General features: G+C 52.0%; 18 protein-coding genes and 1 pseudogene. 9 read left to right on the top strand and 10 right to left on the bottom strand.

Going from position 1 to position 24,056, the window contains the following annotated elements; genetic code table 11:
* Nucleotides 1-5 precede the first annotated feature (5 nt).
* The 4 genes from glnA (at nucleotide 6) to ntrC (ending at nucleotide 4,852) form a co-directional block, all read left to right on the top strand.
* Nucleotides 6-1,418 carry a type I glutamate--ammonia ligase gene (gene glnA / locus A0129_RS11910; protein ID WP_291715243.1) on the top strand — a complete coding sequence of 471 codons (1,413 nt, stop codon included), beginning with the start codon at nucleotides 6-8 and terminating at the stop codon, nucleotides 1,416-1,418.
* A 75-nt stretch (nucleotides 1,419-1,493) separates the two neighbouring features.
* Nucleotides 1,494-2,135, top strand: a complete 642-nt coding sequence (locus A0129_RS11905; protein WP_291715241.1) for a DUF4124 domain-containing protein — start codon at nucleotides 1,494-1,496, stop codon at nucleotides 2,133-2,135.
* Nucleotides 2,136-2,171: 36 nt separating this feature from the next.
* Nucleotides 2,172-3,248, top strand: coding sequence for a nitrogen regulation protein NR(II) (glnL, locus tag A0129_RS11900; protein WP_291715239.1), 1,077 nt, complete (start codon nucleotides 2,172-2,174; stop codon nucleotides 3,246-3,248).
* Between the two features lie 23 nt (nucleotides 3,249-3,271).
* A complete protein-coding gene (gene ntrC / locus A0129_RS11895; RefSeq protein ID WP_291715237.1) occupies nucleotides 3,272-4,852 on the top strand; it encodes a nitrogen regulation protein NR(I) in 1,581 nt (526 codons plus the stop codon).
* Between the two features lie 68 nt (nucleotides 4,853-4,920).
* Here the strand turns inward: ntrC and A0129_RS11890 are convergent, their stop codons facing one another.
* From A0129_RS11890 to A0129_RS11865, 6 genes are all read right to left on the bottom strand, one after another.
* Entirely contained in the window at nucleotides 4,921-6,990 is a 2,070-nt protein-coding gene (locus tag A0129_RS11890) for a methyl-accepting chemotaxis protein (RefSeq protein ID WP_291715235.1), read from the bottom strand.
* A gap of 133 nt (nucleotides 6,991-7,123) precedes the next feature.
* Entirely contained in the window at nucleotides 7,124-7,936 is an 813-nt protein-coding gene (gene xth, locus A0129_RS11885; protein ID WP_291715233.1) for an exodeoxyribonuclease III, read from the bottom strand.
* A complete protein-coding gene (locus A0129_RS11880; protein ID WP_291715231.1) occupies nucleotides 7,936-9,999 on the bottom strand; it encodes a M3 family metallopeptidase in 2,064 nt (687 codons plus the stop codon). Before A0129_RS11880 ends, xth begins: the two co-directional genes overlap by 1 nt.
* Nucleotides 10,000-10,037: 38 nt before the next feature.
* Nucleotides 10,038-10,886, bottom strand: a complete 849-nt coding sequence (gene folD, locus A0129_RS11875; RefSeq protein ID WP_291715229.1) for a bifunctional methylenetetrahydrofolate dehydrogenase/methenyltetrahydrofolate cyclohydrolase FolD — start codon at nucleotides 10,884-10,886, stop codon at nucleotides 10,038-10,040.
* A gap of 81 nt (nucleotides 10,887-10,967) precedes the next feature.
* Complete coding sequence (locus A0129_RS11870; protein ID WP_291715227.1) at nucleotides 10,968-11,615, bottom strand: response regulator; 648 nt, start codon at nucleotides 11,613-11,615, stop codon at nucleotides 10,968-10,970.
* 5 nt (nucleotides 11,616-11,620) lie between these two features.
* A complete protein-coding gene (locus tag A0129_RS11865; RefSeq protein ID WP_291715225.1) occupies nucleotides 11,621-13,954 on the bottom strand; it encodes a PAS domain-containing sensor histidine kinase in 2,334 nt (777 codons plus the stop codon).
* A gap of 230 nt (nucleotides 13,955-14,184) precedes the next feature.
* Between A0129_RS11865 and aceE the strand changes: the two genes are divergently transcribed.
* The 5 genes from aceE to phoU all read left to right on the top strand — a co-directional run bounded on the left by aceE (nucleotide 14,185) and on the right by phoU (nucleotide 21,668).
* A complete protein-coding gene (gene aceE / locus A0129_RS11860) occupies nucleotides 14,185-16,890 on the top strand; it encodes a pyruvate dehydrogenase (acetyl-transferring), homodimeric type (RefSeq protein ID WP_291715223.1) in 2,706 nt (901 codons plus the stop codon).
* A 14-nt stretch (nucleotides 16,891-16,904) separates the two neighbouring features.
* Entirely contained in the window at nucleotides 16,905-18,242 is a 1,338-nt protein-coding gene (gene aceF, locus A0129_RS11855; RefSeq protein ID WP_291715221.1) for a dihydrolipoyllysine-residue acetyltransferase, read from the top strand.
* Nucleotides 18,243-18,254: 12 nt separating this feature from the next.
* Nucleotides 18,255-20,027, top strand: coding sequence for a dihydrolipoyl dehydrogenase (lpdA, locus tag A0129_RS11850; RefSeq protein WP_291715219.1), 1,773 nt, complete (start codon nucleotides 18,255-18,257; stop codon nucleotides 20,025-20,027).
* Between the two features lie 141 nt (nucleotides 20,028-20,168).
* Complete coding sequence (gene rpiA, locus A0129_RS11845; protein WP_291715217.1) at nucleotides 20,169-20,822, top strand: ribose-5-phosphate isomerase RpiA; 654 nt, start codon at nucleotides 20,169-20,171, stop codon at nucleotides 20,820-20,822.
* Nucleotides 20,823-20,966: 144 nt separating this feature from the next.
* Nucleotides 20,967-21,668, top strand: a complete 702-nt coding sequence (gene phoU / locus A0129_RS11840) for a phosphate signaling complex protein PhoU (RefSeq protein ID WP_105028868.1) — start codon at nucleotides 20,967-20,969, stop codon at nucleotides 21,666-21,668.
* Between the two features lie 93 nt (nucleotides 21,669-21,761).
* On the opposite strand, the gene A0129_RS11835 is transcribed toward phoU, so the two are convergent.
* The 4 genes and pseudogenes from A0129_RS11835 to thyA form a co-directional block, all read right to left on the bottom strand.
* Complete coding sequence (locus tag A0129_RS11835) at nucleotides 21,762-22,070, bottom strand: hypothetical protein (protein WP_291715215.1); 309 nt, start codon at nucleotides 22,068-22,070, stop codon at nucleotides 21,762-21,764.
* Between the two features lie 116 nt (nucleotides 22,071-22,186).
* On the bottom strand, nucleotides 22,187-22,459 hold the full coding sequence (locus tag A0129_RS11830) for an oxidative damage protection protein (RefSeq protein WP_291715213.1): 273 nt from the start codon (nucleotides 22,457-22,459) through the stop codon (nucleotides 22,187-22,189).
* Nucleotides 22,460-22,503: 44 nt separating this feature from the next.
* Complete coding sequence (locus A0129_RS11825) at nucleotides 22,504-23,070, bottom strand: dihydrofolate reductase (RefSeq protein WP_291715211.1); 567 nt, start codon at nucleotides 23,068-23,070, stop codon at nucleotides 22,504-22,506.
* 3 nt (nucleotides 23,071-23,073) lie between these two features.
* Nucleotides 23,074-23,866, bottom strand: a pseudogene (thyA, locus tag A0129_RS11820) (thymidylate synthase).
* Between the last annotated feature and the right edge of the window lie 190 nt (nucleotides 23,867-24,056).

Raw genomic sequence — 24,056 nt, 5'->3', positions numbered from 1 at the left:
TTTCAATGGCGACCGCCCAAGATGTAATGAAGATGGTTGCGGAAAACGAAGTGAAGTTTGTTGACTTCCGCTTCACCGACACCAAAGGCAAAGAACAGCACGTGTCTGTGCCAGTTAAAATGTTTGACGAAGACAAGTTCGAGTCTGGCCACGCATTCGACGGCTCTTCCATTGCCGGCTGGAAAGGCATTGAAGCCTCTGACATGCTGTTGATGCCTGATCCTGATACAGCTCGCATGGACCCATTCCGCGAAGAGCCTACACTGATTTTGACTTGTGACGTAATCGAGCCAACCGATGGCAAGGGTTACGACCGTGACCCACGTTCCATCGCCCGTCGCGCTGAAGCGTACCTGAAGTCCTCTGGCCTGGGCGACACAGCCTACTTCGGTCCAGAGCCCGAATTTTTCATTTTCGACAGCGTGACCTGGGACGACCAGATGTCTGGCTGTTTCTTCAAGATCAAGTCCGAAGAAGCCTCCTGGTCCACTGGCATTGATTACGAACACGGCAACCTGGCTCACCGCCCAACCGTGAAGGGTGGCTACTTCCCAGTGTCTCCAACCGATTCTTTCCAGGACATCCGTTCTGAAATGTGTCTGTTGCTGGAACAGCAGGGCGTGCCAGTTGAAGTGCATCACCACGAAGTGGCTGGCGCCGGACAAAACGAAATCGGTACCGTGTTCTCCACGCTGACCAAGCGTGCAGACTGGACCCAGATTCTGAAGTACACCGTTTGGAACGTGGCCGCCAGCTACGGCAAGACAGCCACATTCATGCCCAAGCCAATGTGGGGTGACAACGGTTCAGGCATGCACGTTCACCAGTCAGTCTGGAAAGATGGCGTGAACCTGTTTGCTGGCAATGGCTACGCAGGCCTGTCCGATTTCGCCCTGTACTACATCGGCGGTATCATCAAGCACGCCCGCGCCTTGAATGCGATTACCAACCCATCCACCAACTCTTACAAGCGTTTGGTGCCAGGTTACGAAGCACCGGTGAAGTTGGCTTACTCTGCCAAGAACCGTTCAGCATCGATTCGCATTCCACACGTGGCCAATCCAAAAGGCCGTCGCATTGAAGCGCGTTTCCCCGACCCCATGGCCAACCCATACCTGGCATTCTCTGCCTTGTTGATGGCTGGTCTGGACGGTGTTCAGAACAAGATTCACCCAGGTGAAGCAGCAACCAAAAACTTGTACGACTTGCCTCCGGAAGAGGACGCATTGGTACCAACCGTGTGCCACAGCCTGGAACAGGCTTTGGAAGCCCTGCAGGCTGACAACGAGTTCCTGACTCGCGGTGGCGTGTTCAGCAAGGAAATGATTGATGCATACATCGACTTGAAGATGGAAGAAGTTCAGCGCATGCGCATGACTCCACACCCCATCGAATACGACATGTACTACGGCCTGTAATTCAGACTGTACGTATTAATCGGACCTGAAAGTGGCCCTGTACTGAACAAGTGCAGGGCCATTTTTCATTTTCAGTTGTTTGTAAAGAACCTACCCCGTCTGGTATCAGCACTCGCCTTCCATGGGGAGGGGATGCCCAAGGGGATCAAGTATCATGAAAGTCGTCCTGAATTATGTAGAGATGCAATCATGGTGAAGTCGAGTTTTATTCATTATTCACTGATCTTCCTGGTACTGGTGCTTTTTGCGGTACCTCAGGCGCAAGCATTGGGTACCGAGATGTTTGTGTGTACTGGAGCTGATGGCGTTCGAACATATCAAAACTCAGACGGTGGTGCCGGTTGCGTGCCGCTCAACCTGAACCCGATTACCGTGGTGCCGGCCCCGCGTTCGGCTGCGAAAGGTGGCGGAGTTTCTGAGTCCAAATCCGCCGGCAGCGCTGGTCGGCGAGCCGCAGCTGCGTACGACAGCCGATCAGCGGCTGATTTCAATGCCAAAGATGATCGAATGAAAATTCTTCAAGAGGAGTTGCGCATCGAAGAAAGCAAGTTGAAGTCTTTGCAGGACGAATACAAAAATGGTCAGCCCGATCGTTTGGGTAGTGAAAAAAATTATCAAAAATATTTGGACAGGGTTTCGCGACTTGAGCAAGAAATCATGGTGACCAATGACAATATTGAAATACTTAAAACTGAATTGATTCGGCTGTCAAAATAGCGTTTTTGAATTCAGCCGCATCGCCACGAGGAAGAAGTGAAAAAAGAACGGTTTCAAGGTCTGGAGTTGTTGGCCACAGCGGTGGTGGTGAGTAATCCGGAAGGTGTGGTGTTGTACGCCAATCTCTCCGCTGAAACACTTCTGGAAGTCTCCAGGCGCAGTCTGGATGGACAGGCTCTAGCCGCCTTGTTCGTTGAGGCCAATGCGTTTCGGGAATTTCTCGACAAATCCCAAGCGGATCCTTTCGGAGTGAAGCGACAGGTATTCGAATTGATTCGACCCAGTGGTACTTCTGAGCATGTTCATGTCACCCTGTCGTGTCCCGATGGTTCCAACGGAGTCACAGTCATTGAATTGCGAGAAATTGAGCAGCAATTGAAGGTGGACCGTGAGGCCAGAATGATGGATCAGTCACTGGCCAATAAAGAACTGATTCGAAATTTGGCGCATGAAATCAAGAACCCGCTGGGCGGTATTCGTGGCGCGGCTCAATTGCTTGAAATTGAGCTCCCTTCACCTGATTTGAAGGAATACACCCAGGTGGTGATCAAAGAGTCGGATCGCCTGCAAACCCTGGTTGATCGCCTGCTGGCCCCACATCGCAAACCTCACATTGTGTCCATGATGAATATTCATGAAGTGTGTGAGCGTGTGCGTTCGGTGATTTTGGCTGAGCACCCCAAGGGCTTGAAATTCATTCGAGACTACGACATTTCGATTCCCGAGTTCTTGGGCGATCTCGAGCAACTTATTCAGGCAATCCTGAATATAGTGCGCAATGCTGCACAAGCTTTGGCACCACAGATCGCCGAAGGCACTGCTCAAATAACACTATGCACCAGAGTGGTGCGTAGGGTAACCTTAAACCGCAAACAACACAGGCTGGCATTAGACTTGCAAGTGATCGACAACGGACCCGGTATACCTGCTGAGATCATGGAAAGAATATTTTTTCCGCTGGTTTCGGGGCGCGAGGGCGGCAGTGGTTTGGGGCTAACGTTGGCCCAAACATTCGTGCAACAACACGAAGGCATTATTGAATGCAGCTCTACACCGGGAAGAACACTTTTCAAAGTCACATTGCCGCTGCAGTTTGATCACGCTACCAGCTGAGCGGTTTTAAGGAACCACAATTAATGCGTCCAATTTGGGTTGTTGATGATGATCACTCGATTCGTTGGGTCTTGCAAAAAGCAATTTCCCGCGAAGGGATTCCTTGCGAAATTTTTTCGTCAGCTGCCGAAGTTTTAGAACGTTTGGATACCGAGGTGCCGCAGGTACTGGTCTCGGACATTCGGATGCCAGGCCAAAGTGGCCTTCAGTTGCTGGCCAAGGTTCGTGATCGGCATCCTGATTTGCCAATTATCATCATGACCGCTTATTCCGACCTGGACAGTGCGGTATCAGCCTTTCAGGGTGGGGCGTTTGAATACCTGCCTAAACCCTTCGATATTGAAAAGGCAGTGGAGTTGATTTTGCGCGCGGTGCGTGAATCACAAACGGAAGAATTTGTCGAAGAGGCGGATTCCAGTACACCTGAAATTCTGGGTCAGGCTCCAGCCATGCAGGAAGTATTTCGTGCAATCGGTCGCCTGTCGCAGTCCAATGTCACTGTTTTGATTACTGGTGAAAGCGGGGCCGGCAAAGAACTGGTCGCTCGTGCTTTGCACCGACACAGCCCGCGAGCCTCAAAACCATTCATTGCACTGAATACTGCCGCCATTCCCAAAGACTTGCTTGAATCTGAGTTGTTTGGCCATGAGCGTGGCTCGTTCACAGGTGCCCAGGCCCAGCGTCAAGGCAGGTTCGAGCAGGCTGAGGGTGGCACTCTTTTTCTGGATGAAATCGGAGACATGCCTGCCGAATTGCAAACCCGCCTGTTGAGGGTTTTGTCGGACGGGCATTTCTACCGTGTTGGCGGGCAACAGCCCATCAAGGCCAATGTTCGGGTAATAGCAGCCACGCACCAAAATCTGGATGAGCGCGTGAAGTTGGGCATGTTCCGGGAAGATTTATATCACCGTTTGAACGTGATTCGTCTGCGTCTTCCACCGTTGAGAGAACGGCAGGAAGACATTCCCATTCTTGCAAAGCATTTTTTGAATGTATCAGCCCGAGAGCTGGGTACCGAGACAAAACGCCTGTCCGAATCTGCAATTCGCATCATCAGCGAATTTCCGTTTCCGGGTAATGTGCGTCAGCTTGAGAACGTGTGCCGCTGGATCACCGTAATGGCACCTGCCCAACTGGTGGAGGCGCGTGATTTGCCTCCAGAGCTCAAGGCGTTTCAAAGTGGTAGTGCAACCGCGCAGGAAAAATCATCGCTCAATTCGCCAAGCCCCAATTTGTGGTTGCCAGAGAGTGTCCCGGTATCTCCTGGTACCGCCACCCCAGGTTTACAGACCAACTCGGGTATGTCGGCAGGCAAGTATCCTGTTGATACTGCCGTGGGCGAAGTGTTTTCGAATCCGCCAGTACCAGTGGGCAGCGCAAGTTGGCTGGAGCTTCTGTTCATTGAGGCCGAAAAAGCCTTGGACAGCGGTCAGCCAGATGTGATGGACACATTGACTGCGCAGTTTGAAACCACCATGATTCAAGCCGCTTTGAAAGCGACTCATGGAAAACGGATTGAGGCAGCTCAACGCTTGGGAATAGGGCGCAACACCATCACCCGGAAAATTCAGGATTTGAATATTGATGTGAAGGACATCGATTAATAATTCAAGAATGGTCAAAACAAAAAAGCCTCTGCATGCAGAGGCTTTTTTGCGGGTTGGTGTTCCACTTACATATTCTTGACCTGGAACTTTTTCAGGATGTTGGACAGGTCTGTTGCCACGCCTTTCAGGCCTGACACGGCATTGGCTGCACGGCGGGCCATGTCCAGATTGCCTTCCGACAATTGAGCCACAACTTCCACTTGTTGCCCAATACTTTCCGATGCCTGGTTTTGCTCAAGCAGGGCCGCATGAATGTTTTCAACCGAATGGGCCACGGCCGAGGAATCTGCCGTGATCTGGTTCATGGCCTGACCGGCGCGGTCTACAAGCTCAACACCTTTTTTCACGCTTTCCACTGCCATGTCCATATTATTGACTGCCACGCCAGAGCTGTTTTGAATGGCTTCAATCATGCCGTGAATATCATCGGTCGACTTGCGGGTGCGTTCAGCCAGCTTGCGCACTTCATCCGCCACCACCGAGAAGCCTCGTCCCTGTTCCCCCGCGCGAGCCGCTTCGATGGCAGCATTCAAGGCCAGCAAGTTGGTTTGCTCTGCGATCCCTTTAATGATCAGGGCGATCTCTGAAATTTCTCTGGATTGTTCGCCCAACTGTTGAATAACGCTGGCGGTACCTTGTACATTTTCAGAAATTTTGTGCATTTGTTGTGTGGCGGAATTGATCGCACCCAAACCGTCGTCTGCCAGTTGACGCGCCTTATTGCTGACGTCCTTGGCTTCAGTGGCGGATTCACCCACGCTGGAAATCGAGGAAGACATTTCCTCAACCGCAGCGGCCATGCCTGAAGCAGCATCGCTGCCGGAAGCCGCACCCTTGCTGAGTTCCTCGCTGGTTTGTACCAGATCCTCTGAGGCCTCTTGAACCTGGTCGGTGCTGCGTTTTACAGCGCCCAAGGCTTGTTCCATGCTTTCGGCCATGCGGTTCATGCTGCGGGCCAGAAGGCTAATTTCGTTTTTGGTCGACACGTTGCCGTTGGTCACTTCATCATCCGCACGTGCAGTCATGTCGCCGTTACCCAGTTTCAATGCCAAGGCTGTGAGAACCTTGGTTGAGCTGGTCAGGCGGCTGGTGACCCAGAACAAGGCAAACGCGATCACGGCGGAAGCAATCAGACCCATGATCACCATCATGCCCGACATGGCGTAAATCGTGCTGAACATCTCCGAAGTAAGCGCCGGTGCAACAATGGCCGCACCGCCCCACTGAGGTACCTTGGTGAATGCAACAAACTCGGTGCGGTTTTCACCCGATATCGGATTGGTCCAGCTAATTTGGGTAATGCCGCTGTCTTCTTTGGTCATTTTGTCGAGCAGGCCCTGAAGGTCAGATTCTTTGGCGGCCAGCTCTTTGAACTCATCACCTTTGAATTGCGAGTGAATCATCACTTTGCCTGCATTGGCACCTGCGGTGTACAACACATAGGGAATGCCGGTTTCACCAATGCGTGTGCTCAACACCGCATTTTGAACGTCAGCAAACAGGTTGGTCATGTCAAACCCAATGTAAAGCACCAGATCATGTTGGCCGTCAGTGCTTTTTATTGGCAAGTACTTCGACATATAACGCTTACCAAACAGCAGTGCCTCACCTACGTAGGTTTCGCCTTTAATTATCTTGGCATAGCTTGGGTGGCTGCGATCGAGCTTGGTACCCACCGCACGTTCACCATTTTCTTTTTTCAGGCTGGTTGAAATTCGCAAATAATCATCACCTGTGCGAACAAACACGGTCGCGATACCACCGGTCATTTTTGTGAAATTGTCCACAACACCATAGTTGCCAGTAATGAAGGTCGAATCCAGCGTCACCATAGGCCCGTCAATTTCAGGTGTAATCGAAATCTGCTGTTCAGGGTCAACCAGCAACTCTCCGTTGAATTCAACTTCAAACAACTCTGCAAGTTGGGTCACAGAACTTTCTGAGAGCTTGTAGGCGATATCCATGGTTTGTCGCAAACCTTCGGCCTGGGTTGATACAGCGCGTTCGGTTCGGGCTGTTGCTGCATTGAAAGTGTAAGCAGCCGTAATGCCGACCAAGCTCAATACAATCAAGGCCACCAAGGCAGCACTGGTAAAACTGATTTGTTTGGAAAGGGGCAGAGTCTTTAGGTTCATGGTGTGAAGCGATTGGGAAGGTTATGAACAGCTTCGATCATCGCATCGCCTACCCCTTGCTAATTGCCTAATTAGAGGGGTAAATAGCCTGTTTTACCAAGGTGTTCCCCCTTTTGCAGGGGGAGAGGTGGTGTTATTTCGATAGGGTTGCCACGGCAGGGGCATGGTCAGAAGGTTTTTCCCATTTACGGGGCGCACGGTCTATAAAGCTGGCTGTGCAACGTTCGGCCAAAGGCTTTGAAAGTAACACATGGTCAATTCGCAGCCCCTTGTTTTTTTGAAAACCCAGCATACGGTAATCCCACCAGGAAAAGGTTTTCTCGGCTTGCTCGAACAGCCTGAAACTATCAACCAGACCTAAGCCCAGCAGTGTATTGAAGCGAGTGCGCTCATCCTCCGAGCACAGCACTTGGCCAGCCCAAGCCTTGGGATCGTGCACATCACGATCATCGGGCGCGATGTTGTAATCACCTACCAGCGCTAGTTTGGGATATCGGGCCAACCAAGCCTCGCAGTCTTTCAGTAAGGCATCAAGCCAGGCTTTCTTGTACTCAAACTTGTCCGAGCCCACCTCCGAGCCGTTCACCACATAAGCGCTAATGAAACGCAGATCTCCGAACGAAGCGGCAATTACGCGCTTTTGCTCATCAGGGAAGCTTGGCAGGTTAACCTGAACATCAACCGGTTCCGGCATGGTGGCTTTTTTGTACAGAATGGCCACACCGTTGTAGGTTTTCTGTCCGGCAAATACAGCGCCGTAACCCGCAGCCTCCAGTTCAGCCACGGGAAAATTGTCGTCGGTCAGTTTCAGTTCTTGCAGACCTAGAAGGTCGACCGGATTGCTCTCAAGCCATTGAAGCAAATGTGGCAGGCGCACCTTGAGCGAGTTCACGTTCCAGGTGGCCAATCGAATACTGGCAGCCTTGTCAAACAATTGATCAACCATCAAGCGGCCTGCCTTTGATCGACCATGCCTGTGTGGCGAAGCAGGGCGTCGATGCTTGGCTCTCGGCCTCGGAAAGCCTTGAACGATTCAGCAGCAGGGCGGCTACCGCCCACCGACAAAATTTCTTCCAGAAATTTTTTGCCGGTTTCAGGGCTGACCACACCGTTTTCTTCGAACATGGCAAACGCATCCGCAGACAATACTTCCGCCCACTTGTAGCTGTAGTAACCAGCTGCGTAACCACCAGCAAAGATATGGCTGAACGAATTCGGGAAGCGGTTGTAGGCTGGCGGAACCAGCACAGCCACTTCTTTGCGCACCTGGCCTAAAAGGTCAAGAATGTTTGCTTCACCATGTGGGTCAAATTCAGTGTGAACAAGCATGTCAAACAGCGAGAACTCGATTTGACGTAGTGTTTGCAGACCGCTCTGGAAATTCTTTGCGGCTACCATTTTGTCAAACAGGGCCTTGGGCATGGGTTCGCCTGTGGTTTCATGTGCGGTGAGCGATTCAACCACACTCCATTCCCAGGCAAAGTTTTCCATGAATTGAGAGGGCAATTCCACCGCATCCCATTCCACGCCGTTGATGCCGGCTACGTCCAGTTCATCCACGCGGGTCAGCATGTGGTGAATGCCGTGTCCGAATTCATGGAACAGGGTTTGCACATCATCATGTGACAATTGCGCTGCTTTTCCGGCCGCCGGTTTGGTGTAGTTACAGGTGAGATAGGCCACGGGTGTTTGCACACCTTGCTCGGTGCGCTTGCGGCCTCGGGCATCGTCCATCCAGGCGCCAGAGCGTTTGCTGGCCCTTGCGTAGGGGTCCAGATAGAAATGCGCAATGGCTTTGCCTTCCTTCTGCACTTCGAAGAAGCGCACATCAGGATGCCAGGTGTCGGCATGGGCTTTGACGATTTGGACACTGAACAATTTTTCTGTCAGCTTGAACAGGCCGTCCAACACACGGTCCTCCTGAAAGTATTGGCGCACCTCCAGATCACTGAAAGCGTATTTCTTTTCTTTCAGTTTTTCAGAGGCATAGCTCATGTCCCAGCTTTGAAGATCGTCCAGCCCAAGTTCTGTTTTGGCGAACTCCTTGATCTCTTCCAGGTCGCGTACCGCGAATGGTTTCGCTTTGGTGGCCAGTTCACGCAGGAAGTTGACCACTTCATCGGGCGTGTTGGCCATTTTTGGGACCAGGCTCAGTTCACCGAAATTACGGTAACCCAACATTTGGGCTTCCTCAAGGCGAAGTTGTAGCAGTTCGCGAATCAGGGCAGTGTTGTCAAGTTCGGTTGGGCCAAATTCGGATGCGCGTTTGGCATAGGCCTCATAAAGCGTCTCACGCAACTCGCGTTTCTCGGCGTATTGCAGCACAGGAAAGTAAGATGGAAATTGAAGGGTAAATTTATAGCCTGTTTTGCCTTCCGATTTTGCAAGTTCCTCGGCCGCGTGCACTGCATATTCAGGAATGCCTGCCAAATCAGCTTTGTCGGTCACGATCAACTCAAAGGCATTGGTGGCGTCCAGCACATTCTCGGAAAACTTTGCCGTTATGGCGGCCTGACGATCCTGAATTTCCGCGTAACGTGGTTTTTGGTCAGCGGGCAGCTCAGCCCCGCCCAGTTTGAAACCACGAATGGAATTGGCCAGCACCTTCAGGCGTGCCGGCGTGAATTGTTGGGCCGCATCACTCTGTTCAATGGCTTTGTAAATGGCGTACAGGCGCTCATCTTGCCCAACCATGGTCCAGAACTCGGTGGTTTTAGGCAGGCAGGCATTGTAGGCTGCGCGAAGTTCTTCCGTGTCAGCCACCGAATGCAAGTGCCCCACCACACCCCAAGCGCGGCTCAGTTGTTCGCAGGCGATGTCGAGTGGCAGCAAAGTTTCGTCCCAAGTGGCTTTCTCTGGCGAGGTGTTGGCTGTAATCTCCAGCTGCTTTTTCGCAGCGGCGAGCAAGGTGTCAATGGCGGGTTCCACGTGCTCAGTCTTGATGTCCGAAAAACGGGGCAGTCCGGAAAAGTCGAGTAAGGGATTGTTCGTGTCCATTTTCATGCTCATGGTCTTGGGGTCCTACAAAAAATACTTGAACGTCGCTGTTAAATACTGCGTTCTACCGCTTCAATTGTGTTTTGCAACAGCATGGTGATGGTCATGGGGCCAACACCCCCGGGCACTGGCGTAATCCAGCCAGCCACTTCCTTGGCCGAATCAAAATCAACATCGCCGCACAGTTTGCCATCCGGCAAACGGTTGATGCCGACATCGATCACGACAGCACCCGGTTTGATCATGTCGCCGGTAATCATATTGGGGCGACCCACCGCAACGACAAGGACGTCCGCGCGTTGGCAATGGGATTTCAGGTCCTTGGTTTTGCTGTTGCACAAGGTTACAGTGGCGCCTTGTTGAAGCAACAACATCGCCTGTGGTTTACCCACGATATTGCTGGCACCGATTACAACCGCCTCCGCACCTCGCAATTCGATTCCTGTCAGCTCAAGCATCTTCATGACACCATAGGGTGTGCAGGGGCGAAACAGTGGTTTGCCAGTCATCAACAAACCAGCATTGCTGACGTGAAAACCATCGACATCTTTCTCTGCACTGATGGATTCAATGACCAGATGGGAGTCCAGGTGTTTTGGCAAGGGCAATTGCACCAAAATACCGTGAATGGTGGGGTCATCATTCAGTTGTTCGACCAGACCGACCAGCGCGTCCTGGCTGGTGTTTTCCGGCATGCGGTGCATCACCGATTTGAAGCCGGCTTTTTCACAGGCTGATACCTTGTTGCGCACGTAAACCTGCGATGCCGGGTCTTCGCCCACGAGCACTACCGCCAAACCGGGCTGGTGGCCAAGGGCTGTCAATTCAGCAGCGCGCTGGGCAATGGTTTCTCGAATGGAGGCGGCCAATTCGGTTCCGCTGATGATTTGTGCAGACATGATTAAATGAGTTCGAAAATTTGAAATGGTTCAATTGAACGAGGCCCAGCAAAGGTATCTGGCGGGCCTCGTTGGTGGTGTTCAGGGTTGTGCCAGTTCCGGTGATTTGCGCAAGGCGATTTTCAACAAATCCGCCACAGTGGTCACCTGCAATTTGTCCATGATGTTGGCGCGGTGCGCTTCCACAGTTTTGATACTGATGTTCAGATCATCAGCAATTTGCTTGTTCAGCCGGCCCGATACAATCCGCTCCAGCACCTGCAATTCACGTGTGGTCAATTTGGAATAGAGTTTGTTGATCTGCTCATCGAGCTTGGCGTTTTGGGCAAGCTCGTGGGCCAGTTGCATGTGCTGGTGGATAAGGTCTTTGATTTTGCCTTCATCGAATGGCTTCTCGAGGAAATCAACTGCACCATTTTTCATCGTTTCCACAGCCAGTGTGACATCGCCATGACCAGTGATAAATACAATGGGAATGGGTATGCCACGTTCGTTCAGTGTTTTTTGAACCTCGAGGCCCGAGAGTTTGGGCATGCGAATGTCCAGCAACAATACACACGGGAGGGGCCACACCAGTTGCTCCAGAAACAATTCTGGGTCTTCATAGGTTTTCACCTGATAGCCCTCGGTTTCAATTAGCCATTGAAGAGAATCCCGTACCGCCTCATCGTCATCCACGATGAACACGGTTTCTTGCATATCGGTGGGGCGTGGCTGAGTGTGGAGCATTGGCTTTATTCCATAACAGGTGGGTTGACGTGCGCAAGCACCGAGTCTTCGGCCAATGGCAGCGTGAACTTGAAGACACTGCCCTGGCCTTGCGCGGGTTCTACCCATAATTGGCCTTGATGATACTCAATAATAGTACGACAGATGTTCAGGCCCATACCCATTCCATCGGATTTGGTGGTGAAAAACGACTCAAACAACCTTTGACGGATGTCTTCGGGCACCCCCACGCCATGATCCCGAACTTCAATCAGGGCGAACTGAGCCGATTGACCGACCTGAATTTCGATCAATTTTTGCTCAGGCTGCAAGTGGCTCATCGCTTCAAGGCCATTTTTGATCAGGTTCATCAGCACTTGCTCAATCAACACCGGATCGGCTACTACCGACATCAGTGCATTGGGCAGGTTCATCTCAATGCGGGCAGACTGGTGCTTGGCCTCAAGGCGGGAAAAGCTGATCGCGTCTTCAATGATCTTGCCGATGGGGCAGGGACCGCGTTTGGGTTCCTGCTGTTTGACGAATTCGCGAATTCGACGAATCACATCGCCCGCGCGCTGTGCCTGTACATTTACTTTTTCAAGGACAGGCAGCAAGTCTTCGGGGCTCACTTTTCCGGCTCTGAGTCGGGTCACGCTGCCCATGTTGTAGTTGGAAATCGCGGCCAGTGGCTGATTAATTTCGTGGGCCAACGAGGAGGCCAATTCGCCCAAGGTGATCAATCGGGAAGTGAACTGCAACTTTTCCTGTTGCTGTCGCGACATCTCTTCGGCCTCCTTGCGTGAAGAAATGTCTGTGGCCACTTGCATCACCACGGTTGCGCCATCGACCCATGAAATGGATCGCCTCCGAACCTCATACCAACGCTGAGAGACCGGGTTGAGCCATTCAAAAGGTTCATACAAATTGATCCGGTTCCGACGGTTTTTCGACATTCGGGGTGGTGTGGCCGTGCCAAACCACTCGCGATGTAGCCTGTTCACAAAAATATACTCGTCAGCGCCGGCGTCTGGGCCTTGCACACACACGGCAGCATCCAGTTCCTCAAGGATGCGAACAAATCGCCGATGGGCCGCCGCCAGTTCGTCGCGAATTCGACGCGGCTCGGTAATGTCAGTCATCGAAGTCATCCAGCCGCTTTGCTGGCCTTCACTGTCGACCAGGGGTGACACATACATGCGTGCGTCAAACACGCTGCCGTCCCGTCTGCGAACCTGTACTTCAATGCCTTTTTGTGGCGCATTGCCTGACAAAATCAAATCCAGGTTGGTTTGCTGTTCTTCATAGGATCGGTCAGGCCAATACGGAAAGGGTGGGGCCATACCCACCAGCTCGGTTTCCTTGTAGCCAGTCATTCGGCAAAAAGCAGGGTTTACATAGGTAATGCGACCCTGCATGTCGATGGCCCGCATACCGGTAACTACAGAGTCCTCCATCGCCCGTCGAAACTTGGTTTCGGCCAGCAAACGCTTCTCAGCTTGACTGCGAAGTTTCGCATGTCGAAACAACAAGATAAAACTCCACACGATCACCAGGGAAAGTCCAAACACCGCCCATGCAAGCATGTTGGAAAACAACTCTGTGTTGGTCTTGTAAAGCACGGCACGAAGTTTCAGGCCATGACCGGGCGGGTCCAGCGGAACTTCGTGACTCAACTTTGCATTGTCGATCGATCGACTGACATTGGACGCGACCGGGTTGCCGCCCCCGTCCACAATACTGACCAGGTAAAGCTGAACAAAGGACTCGGGTACTGCATCGTTCAGCAGCGAACCCAATGGGATGGTTGCGGCCACTGTGCCGATGAAGTCCCCTTTGCTGAAAATTGGACTGTGTACTTCGATGAATACCTTTCCGGACGGGTCAAGAAACGGTCTTGAAAAAACTGGCAATCGGGTTTCCCTGGCCGTGTTGAATGCCCAATAACTTTCGGCATCTTCAATGGTTTGGTAAAGGGGGTGGAGTACTTCGGATGAGCGCAAACTGGGCAACGCCAAATTGGTCACCCGTCTTTCTTCATCAATGATCAGAATGCTGCTGATCTCCTGAAATTCATTGAGCAGCGCTTGGGCTGAAAAGCGGAAACCTTCCACATCGGTGCTGTTCTGCTCAAACCCGCGAGCAATCTGGTTCAGGCGTTCTTGCGAGGCCAGCAAGCGGGTACGAATGGTTTGCCGGGCCAGTTCCACATCACGAATGACGCGCAATTGCGTCTGATTCTGATCTTCCGAGTGAAGGGTATAGAAGAAAGCGCCCATCGCGAGCAAAAACAGAATAATGCCCACCAGCGGGGTGGCCCAAACCAGAGGGCTTGTACGGGGTTGATCGCTGAGGCGCACGGTCGACTTTGTCTCGAATTTCTGAAGATGTCTGAAGTGTACAAACAAGCAGCCCTGTGAGGGAAATGGATTCAGGGTGATTCGGGAAAATCCTTAGATATTCCATAATATGAAAACTCAAATCATAATTTGAAACTTTTTAAATTAGGTGTGATACTCTAATATCAACAGGAAATACAGCCAAAAGCTCGTGTTTCTGCAAAAGAACCCAGAGACCCAAGGAGGAAGCAATGTCAGCGCAACTCAATTTCCCCGGATCGGACGATCCCGATTTCCAAGAAACCCAAGAATGGCTTGATGCCCTGGAGGCCGTGCTGGAGCGTGAAGGCCCAGAGCGCGCGCATTACTTGCTTGAACAACTGATTGCCAAAGCGCGCCTGAGTGGTGCGTTTATTCCGTTCTCGGCCAATACTGAATACGTGAACACCATTCCGGTACATCTTGAAACACGTTGCCCGGGCAATATGGAATACGAAGAACGTCTTCGTTCATGGATGCGATGGAATGCCATGGCCATGGTGGTGCGCGCCAACAAGAAAAGCCCACCCGATGGCGGTGATCTCGGTGGTCACATTGCCTCCTTTGCTTCACTGGCAACCATGCTTGGTGTTGGTTTCAATCATTTTTGGCATGCTGAGAATGAAAACCACGGTGGCGATCTGTTGTACCTCCAGGGGCATGTGTCACCCGGTATTTATGCTCGCGCTTTTCTGGAGGGTCGTTTGACTGAGGAGCAGTTAAACAACTTCCGTCAGGAAGTCGATGGCAAGGGCCTTTCCAGCTATCCGCACCCGAAATTGATGCCTGATTTCTGGCAGTTCCCGACGGTGTCGATGGGTCTTGGCCCGCTCATGGGTATTTATCAGGCCCGTTTCCTGAAGTATCTTCATGCTCGCGGCATTTGCGATACCTCCAAGCGAAAAGTGTGGGTGTTCTGTGGCGACGGCGAAATGGACGAACCTGAATCGCTGGGCGCGATCGGCATGGCCGCACGTGAAAAGCTGGACAACCTGGTGTTCGTGGTGAACTGTAACTTGCAGCGCCTGGATGGCCCGGTGCGCGGCAATGGCAAGATCATTCAGGAACTGGAGGGTGAATTCCGCGGCTCAGGCTGGAATGTGCTCAAAGTCATTTGGGGCGGCTACTGGGACGAATTGTTGGCCCGCGACAAAGATGGCTTGATGCGCAAAGTCATGAACGAAATGGTGGATGGCGAATACCAGAACTGCAAAGCCAACGACGGCGCCTACGTGCGCAAGAACTTCTTCGGCAAGCACCCCAAGTTGCTCGAAATGGTTGCCCGCATGACCGACGAAGACATCTGGCGCTTAAACCGCGGTGGTCACGACCCGCACAAGGTTTACGCCGCCTACGACGCCGCCATGAAACATGAAGGTCAGCCGACTGTCATTCTGGCCAAAACCGTGAAGGGTTTCGGCATGGGCAAAGTGGGTCAGGGCAAAAACACCACTCACCAGCAAAAGAAACTGGACATTCAATCGATCAAGGAATTCCGCGATCGCTTCAATATTCCAGTGTCCGACGACATTATCGAAGACGTGCCTTTCTACAAACCTGCCGACGATGCGCCAGAAATCAAGTACCTGCATGAACGTCGTCATGCCTTGGGGGGTTATCTGCCCAAGCGCCGTCGCGAGGCTGATGAAAAACTGAAAGTGCCTGGCCTGGATGCATTCGAAGCCGTGCTGGAACCCACCAAGGAAGGTCGTGAAATTTCGACCACCCAGGCATTTGTGCGCGTATTGACTGCACTGGTGCGCGACAAGGAAATCGGTCAGCGTATTGTGCCAATTGTCCCCGATGAGGCCCGCACGTTTGGTATGGAAGGCATGTTCCGCCAGTTGGGTATTTATTCGTCACAAGGCCAGTTGTACGAGCCTGTCGACAAAGACCAGGTGATGTACTACCGGGAAGACAAAGCAGGCCAAATTCTGGAAGAGGGCATTAACGAAGCAGGCGCATTTAGTTCCTGGATTGCTGCTGCCACCTCGTATTCCACGAACAACCGCGTGATGATTCCGTTCTACATTTACTACTCCATGTTTGGTTTCCAGCGTGTGGGCGATTTGGCCTGGGCTGCGGGCGACATGCAGGCGCGTGGTTTCCTTTTGGGCGGTACAGCAGGACGCACCACATTGAATGGTGAGGGTTTGCAGCATGAAGACGGGCACAGTCATATTCTGTCTTCAACCATTCCAAACTGTGTCAGTTATGACCCCACTTTTGCCCATGAGCTCGCGGTGATCATTCAGCATGGCTTGAAACGCATGGTGGAAGATCAGGAAAACGTGTTCTATTACCTCACCGTGATGAACGAGAACTATGCTCAGCCAGGCCTGAAGAAGGGCACCGAAGAAGGGATCTTGAAAGGCATGTATGTGTGCCGTGAGTCGGCGTTGAAAAAGGCTGGCAAGAAGCGTGTTCAATTGCTGGGCTCAGGCACTATTTTGCGTGAATCACTGGAAGCGGCCGAGTTGCTTGAAAATGACTGGGGTATCGCAGCCGATGTTTGGTCTGTGACCAGCTTTACCGAACTGCGCCGTGAAGGTCTGGATGTTGAACGTGAAAACATGCTGCATCCAGAGAAGAAATCCAAACAAAGTTATGTTGAAAAAATGTTGGCCAAAACCGAAGGCCCAATTGTGGCGTCAACCGACTACATGAAGTTGTTTGCTGACCAAATTCGACCCTTCGTGCCCAAAGGCCGTGAATACAAAGTGCTGGGTACCGATGGTTTTGGCCGTTCCGATTTCCGCTCCAAGTTGCGTGAGCATTTTGAGGTGAACCGTTATTTCGTGACGGTTGCGGCGCTGAAGGCTTTGGCTGATCAGGGTGACATTCCACTGAGCACCGTGGGTGAAGCAATCAAGAAATACGGCATTAACCCCAACAAGCCAAATCCAGCCTACGCATAAAAAGGACGATAGTCATGACAATCGAAATCAAGGTACCCGACATCGGCGATTTTGACGGGGTGGAAGTGATTGAAGTGTTGGTGAAGGCCGGTGATACCGTGGCGGCGGAGCAATCCATCATCACCGTTGAATCTGACAAAGCCAGTATGGAAATTCCATGCCCGCAGGCAGGTGTTGTCAAAGAAATGAAGGTGAACATTGGTGACAAGGTGAAAGAAGGCAGCCTGATGCTGATTCTGGAACCAGCTTCAGGCGGGGCAGCCACTTCGACGCTGAAGGCAGAAGAAGCACCCAAAGCCGAAGAACCCAAGAATGAAGCACCCAAGCCGGCTGCAGTTGCACCTGTGGTCAGTTCTGCACCTGCGCCGGTGATGGCTTCGGCACCAGCCACTTCTGAGCCACACAGCCCAACCGCAACCTCAGTGAACGCGCCGCACGCAAGTCCGTCAGTTCGGAAATTTGCACGGGAATTGGGTGTGAACTTGACCGCTGTGCAAGGCACCGGTCCGAAAGGGCGAATCACGCCCGACGATGTCCGTAACTTCGTGAAGGCGGCTGTTGCCGGAGTGGGTTCTGCCTCCGCTGGCGCAGCAAAAGGCGGCAGTGGTGTGGGCCTCGATTTGTTGCCCTGGCCAAAAGTGGATTTCACCAAGTTCGGTGAAATTGAAGAGCAGGAACTTTCACGCATCAAGAAGTTGTCTGGTCCGAACCTGCACCGCAACTGGGTCATGATTCCGCACGTGACGCAGTTTGATGAGGCTGACATCACTGATCTGGAGCAATTCCGCAAAGACACCAATGCTGCACTGGCCAAGCAAGGCGTTAAGCTGACCATGTTGGCTTTCGTGATGAAGGCTTGTGTTGCAGTTCTGAAAAAGTACCCGGCCTTCAATGCGTCGCTGAGTGAAGCTGGCGACAAATTGATTGTGAAGAAATACTGGAATATTGGTTTTGCGGCCGACACGCCAAACGGTTTGGTGGTACCGGTTATCAAGGGTGTGGATCAAAAAGGCTTTGCACAGATTGCCAATGAGCTCGGTGAATTGTCTGCCCAAGCCCGCGACGGCAAGCTGAAAGGCGCTGATATGCAGGGTGCCACATTCACTATTTCTTCATTGGGTGGTGTGGGTGGAACCATGTTCACGCCGATTATTAATGCGCCTGAGGTGGCTATTTTGGGCTTGTCCAAATCGGCCATGAAACCGGTTTGGAATGGCAAGGAATTTGAGCCCCGCCTGATGTTGCCTCTTAGCCTGAGTTACGACCACCGCGTAATTGATGGCGCCATGGCTGCCCGGTTCACCACAGAGCTTGCTGGCGTTTTGGCCGACATGCGCAAAGTGCTGTTGTAAGGGGATGAACATATGAAACTGATCGTTCCTGATATCGGTGATTTTGATTCCGTAGAAATTATTGAAGTGTTGGTCAAAGTGGGCGACAAAGTGAGCAAGGAGCAGTCTTTGATCACGGTGGAGTCCGACAAGGCCAGCATGGAAATTCCCGCATCCGATGATGGCGTTGTGACCAAGCTTTTGGTGAAGGTTGGCGACAAGGTCTCGAAGGGCAGCGAGATTTGTGAAATCAGTGGTGCCGGTGCGGCTGCAGCAGCTCCGGCTGCTGAGTCAAAACCAGCAGTTGCGGCGGCGCCCCAACCGGCTGCTGCACCCGTACCAAGCGCACCAGTTGCAACTGCAGGCCCAGCCAGCAGTTACAGTGGTCAGATTGACCACACTTGCGATGTGCTGGTGTTGGGTGCGGGCCCCGGTGGTTATTCCGCAGCCTTCCGAAGTGCCGACCTTGGCATGAATACCATTCTGGTTGAAAGGTATAGCACCCTGGGGGGGGTGTGTTTGAACGTGGGTTGTATTCCTTCCAAAGCACTCTTGCACACCGCGCAAGTGCTGGAGGAGGCACAGCACATGGGCGAGCACGGCATTGCATTTGCCAGGCCTGAAATTGATCTTGATAAATTACGCGCACACAAAGCCAGCGTGGTTGGCAAGCTCACTGGTGGTTTGGCTGGCATGGCCAAAGGCCGCAAGGTCAAAACCGTACAAGGCGTGGGCAGCTTTCTAAGTGCCAATCACCTTGAGGTGGCATTGGCCGATGGCAGCAAGCAAGTGATTCAGTTCAACAAGGCAATTATTGCCGCAGGTTCACAACCGGTGCATTTGCCTTTTATTCCTGAAGACCCTCGCATTGTGGATTCGACTGGTGCGCTTGAATTGCCCTTTGTTCCCAAGCGCATGCTGATCATAGGCGGAGGCATCATTGGTCTTGAAATGGCCACGGTGTACTCGGCCTTGGGTGCCCGTTTGGATGTGGTTGAAATGCTGGATGGCTTGATGCAAGGGGCCGATCGCGATTTGGTGAAAGTCTGGCAAAAGCGCAATGCGCCACGGTTTGACAACATTATGTTGAAAACCAAAACCGTGGGCGTAGAGGCCACGAAAAAGGGCATTCTGGTGACATTCGAAGGCGAACAGGCCCCGAAAGAGCCCCAGCTTTATGACATGGTGTTGGTTTCGGTGGGCCGTACACCCAACGGCAAGAAAATTGGCGCCGAGAAAGCGGGTGTTGCGGTCACCGAACGCGGCTTCATCCCAGTGGACAAGCAAATGCGGACCAACGTACCTCATATTTTCGCAATCGGTGATGTGGTAGGCCAACCCATGCTTGCACACAAGGCAGTGCACGAGGCCCACGTGGCTGCCGAGGCTGCTGCGGATGAAAAAGCGTTCTTCGATGCTCGGGTTATTCCGAGTGTGGCCTATACGCACCCCGAGGTCGCTTGGGTTGGATTAACCGAGGACCAGGCCAAAGACCAAGGTATTAAAGTGGGCAAGGCAGTATTCCCTTGGGCTGCCTCAGGTCGTGCCATAGCCAACAACGCCGACGATGGCTTCACCAAATTGTTGTTTGATGAGGATACCAAGCGGGTAGTGGGTGGCGGTATTGTGGGTATGAATGCGGGTGACTTGATCGGTGAGGTGTGTCTTGCTGTTGAAATGGGTGCTGATGCGGTCGACATCGGTAAAACCATTCACCCACACCCCACCTTGTGTGAAAGCGTCGGTATGGCCGCAGAAGTTTATAAAGGCGTGTGCACTGACTTGCCAGCCCAGAAAAAGAAGTAAGCGCTTTACTTTTGCTTCAACGCTCCGAAAAACCAACTGCATGCAGTTGGTTTTTCCATTTGTGCCTTCCTTCTGCCAGTAAAATACTAGAATGCGCTTCGGCTCAATCAATCATTGTCGCTCAGGAATATCAAAACCCTCATGGATGCTTTAACGCTTAAGAAAATGGTGGCCAAGGCCGCACTCGCCTATGTTCAACCTGGCACGGTCCTGGGGGTAGGTACAGGGTCCACTGTGGATTGTTTTATTGATGCCTTGGCAGAGTCGGGTATTGAATTGAAAGGGGCGGTCTCGTCTTCAGTGCGGTCTGAGAAAAAGCTGCGTGAAATAGGTGTGCCCATCGTTGATATGAACGATGTAGAAAGCCTGTCGGTTTATGTCGACGGTGCGGATGAAGTAGACCCAGCGAACTGTCTGATTAAAGGGGGTGGCGGTGCCAACACCCGAGAGAAAATTGTCGCGGACATTTCGGACAAATTTGTATGTATCGCTGACCAATCCAAACTGGTCGAGGTATTAGGGGCTTTCCCATTACCTGTGGAAGTCCTGCCCATGGCTCGCAACGCAATTGCACGAAAGCTAGCCGCCCTGGGTGGGCAGGTGAGGCTGCGCGAGGGTTTTGTTACGGACAATGGCAATGTGATTCTGGATGTGGCTGGTTTGAAAATTTCTGACCCAATCGCGATGGAAAAGGAGATCAACCACTGGCCAGGTGTAGTGACGAACGGACTTTTCGCGATACGCAAGGCCGATGTGGTGTTAATCGCAACAGCAGACGGCATAAAAACCCTTTAATCCCGCATACAGACGGGACGAAGACCTGAATAATTGTTCAGAACATGGCAGAATAAAGTAGCGATTCGGTTGGTTTGACAAATTCCTGTCATGTGCCTGTGCCACATTGCATCGTTACAACAATTATCCGGTTAAGGAAGACAAATGACTGAACACACCTCCAAACAGTACGACGCCGAACTGGAGTCGCTGCGCACTCGCGTTCTACAGATGGGCGGCCTGGTGGAGAATCAGATCGTGTCAGCCATCGAGGGATTGGGCGCTGCCGATACCCAAATTTTCAAAGACGTGATTCGTCGCGAAAAAGAAGTCAATGACATCGAACTAGAGATCGACGAGTTGTGCAATCATATTTTGGCCCGTCGCCAGCCTGCAGCTGTTGACCTGCGCTCGGTAATTGTGGCGATTAAAATGATTCGTGATCTGGAACGAATTGGTGATGAGGCCGAGAAAGTGGCGCGCATGGGCATGATGATTGCTGATGCGGGCAAGCATTTCGTGCCCAAGGTCGATTTGCATCGAATCGCCAGTAATGCGATTGCCATGCTGCGCAAGGTATTAGACTCCTATGCTCGCGTTAATGCGGTGTCTGCAGCGGAGGTGGTGAAAGCCGACATCGAAGTCGATGATGAGTTTAAGGCGATTTTGCGTCAACTGATCACCTTCATGATGGAAGATCCTCGTACCATTTCCCGTTCCATCGAGATCTTGTTTATCGCCAAAGCGATTGAGCGTATCGGCGATCACTCCAAAAACATGTCCGAACACGTCGTGTACATGGTAAAAGGCCGAGATGTTCGCCACCAAGGCCCGGAAGTCGTGGCTCAGGAAGCTTCGGACAACTGACCCGTGATTGTTTGAAAACAGGCGTTTGCCTTGATCAAATCAGCCCGCTTCATTGAATGTGTTGCGGGCTTTTTGTTGGGCGCCGCGGTTCGTTTATAGCTGGTGCTTACCCAGAAAAATCCACGCCACTGTAATTTTTGCAATGGTGCAGGTGCACAGCGCTGCAGCCGTGTAAAAAAACACGCAAGCCAGCGTGTTGAACTGTTCCAGCATGATCCCGGCGAAGTACATCATCAATGTCAGCGCGATCCACCGGCGTAGATAGGCCAGCAGGTGATGCCGGTTGGCTTTGTTGTGAGCGATTGCTGCAGAACGTTGATACAGCTCTTTTACACTGGCATCGCGAAACAGCCAGTGAAAGAAAAAATAGCGAAACAGCACGCTGTCTTGGAAGCTGGTCATGCTGAGAACTCCGGTTGACAGTTTCAGTATGCAACGGCTGGCACAATAAAAAAAGCCCCTTGGCTTAGGGGCCTTTCCTCATTTGCAGTGCGGGGTAATGTTTGTGGGGTGACTGTTTAGTTGCTGGGCGGCACATAACCGGCAGCTTGTTCGGCACCATCACCAAAGAAGTGCTTTTCCATTTGTTCCATCAGGTACTTGCGGGCGCGAGCATCCGCCAGGCTCAGGCGGTTCTCGTTTACCAACATGGTTTGGTGTTTCAACCAGTCTTGCCAGGCTTGTTTGGATACATTCTCAAAAATTTTCTTGCCCAACTCGCCAGGTGCAGGAGGAAAATCCAAGCCTTCCGACTCTTTACCCAGTTTAATGCAGTTCACTGTACGTGCCATTGTTTACTCCTTCTAACCCTTTACAGGGTTCAATTCTTCGCGGATTAATTGTCTACTTTTGCGTATTTTACAAAATCAAAGCCCCACGCGCGTTCCGGCGTGGCTGTATTGGCAATCCGTTCAACTTCCCTGAACAGCTCGCGATTCCATTGCGGAAACTTGGCATCGCCCTCAAAGCTTTGATGTATCTCGGTGAGTATCAGCTCATCAACCAAGTTTTGCTCTAGCGCTTGCTGATACAAATGACTTCCACCTATTAAAAATACCTGTTCAAAGCTGGAGAGCCATTTCAGTGCATCGGGCAAGCTCGTCGCGGTGGCAATTTGAGTGGAATTGCCTTCGGGTAGTGTAGCTGGGTGGGTAATTACGCTGCGTGGTGTGCCATCTTTGGCGGGCGCAGGTTTCCAGTGTGTATTGCTCGACAGCACCACATTCAAGCGTCCAGGCAAAGGCCGGTTAATGGATTCATAGGTTTTTCGACCCATGAGTACCGGGCGGCCCAAGGTGGTTTGTTTGAAAAACGCAAGGTCTTCGGGCAAGTGCCAAGGCAAACTGTTGTTGATGCCAATAATGCCGTTTTGGGCCACTGCAGCCACGATGGATACTTTCATGCTTTAAACAGCCACTGGCGCTTTAATGTGCGGGTGGCAAGTGTAATTCAGAATTTCGAAATCTTCGAACTTGTAGTCGAAAATACTGTCAGGTTTGCGTTTGATCTGCAGTGTAGGCAATGGGTAGGGCTTGCGGCTAAGCTGCTCGGCCACTTGCTCCATGTGGTTGCTGTACAAATGGCAATCACCGCCTGTCCATACAAAGTCGCCAACTTCAAGGTCGCATTGTTGCGCAACCATGTGGGTGAGCAGGGCATAGCTGGCAATGTTGAAAGGCACACAGGAAAATGTCGGCACTGCGCTGGTACAGCTGGCAGCTCAGTTTGCCATCTGCTACATAAAACTGAAACAGTGCGTGGCAAGGCGGCAGCTTCATGTTGTTGATTTCAGCCACGTTCCAGGCGCTCACGATGTGGCGGCGGGAATCGGGGTTACTTTTAATTTGCTGCATCAACTGCGAAATTTGGTCGATGTGACGGCCGTCAGCCGTGGGCCAGCTCCGCCATTGAACGCCATACACTGGGCCCAGGTTACCATTTTCGTCGGCCCACTCGTCCCAAATGCTCACACCGTTCTCTTTCAGATATCGAATATTGCTGTCGCCCATCAAGAACCACAGCAACTCATGAATGATTGAGCGGGTGTGCAGCTTCTTGGTGGTCACCATCGGGAAACCATCTTGCAGATTGAAGCGCATTTGATAACCAAACACGGAACGAGTGCCCGTGCCGGTGCGGTCCATTTTATCGGTGCCGTGGTCCAGCACGTGCTGCATCAAGTCAAGGTACTGTTGCATGTTGATTTCGCTGCAAATTCCGCGGGGTCGTTAGTCTATTAAGTTTACCTTGTTGGAAAGCCCAATCGTCGCCAACCCGGAAAATTCACGCCATCACTTTCTGTGCATGCTCATTGATAAACTGAAGCGAAGCCAGTTTGGCATACAAACCTTGACGCGCCATCAAATCCCGGTGAGTACCCATCTCACG

It is taken from the genome of Limnobacter sp. CACIAM 66H1 (assembly GCF_001601825.1).
GTDB lineage: Bacteria > Pseudomonadota > Gammaproteobacteria > Burkholderiales > Burkholderiaceae_B > Limnobacter.
This window is presented reverse-complemented; position numbering and strand designations above follow the sequence as displayed.